We start from the raw sequence: 366 nt of genomic DNA on the forward strand, positions 1-366 counted from the left end.
CAGAGGAAGAGAAGCTATCTTACGACGAGCTCTCAGATTCGAACACATAAAAATAGCTCACCGCTAAATCAATTGAATTGGATAGAGTTTGAAAGTTACATCGGTGAATACTTCAAGTCTCAAGGGTATTTGGTCAAACAATCCTTCTCTCAAAAATCTGACGGTGGTATTGATATTTGGCTTACAAAGAGTAACGAGTTAAGCCTTGTCCAATGTAAGCATTGGAAAACTCGTAAAGTGGGAGTGCAAGTTCTAAGGGAAATGTATGGAGTCATGGTCGCGAATAATGCCAGTAAGATGATTATTGTAACGTCGGGCGACTTTACTTCTGAGGCCGTTGCCTTTTCCCTAGATAAACGTCTGTGG

Annotated in this window: 1 protein-coding gene; it reads left to right on the forward strand. The window is 41.0% G+C overall.

Annotated elements, in window-relative coordinates; all coding sequences use genetic code 11:
- Positions 1-366, forward strand: a 366-nt coding sequence (locus AB4512_RS24185; RefSeq protein ID WP_372176029.1) for a restriction endonuclease, incomplete at both ends; no start/stop codon positions are given.

It is taken from the genome of Vibrio sp. 10N.222.52.B7, assembly GCF_041474275.1.
GTDB lineage: Bacteria > Pseudomonadota > Gammaproteobacteria > Enterobacterales > Vibrionaceae > Vibrio > Vibrio crassostreae_C.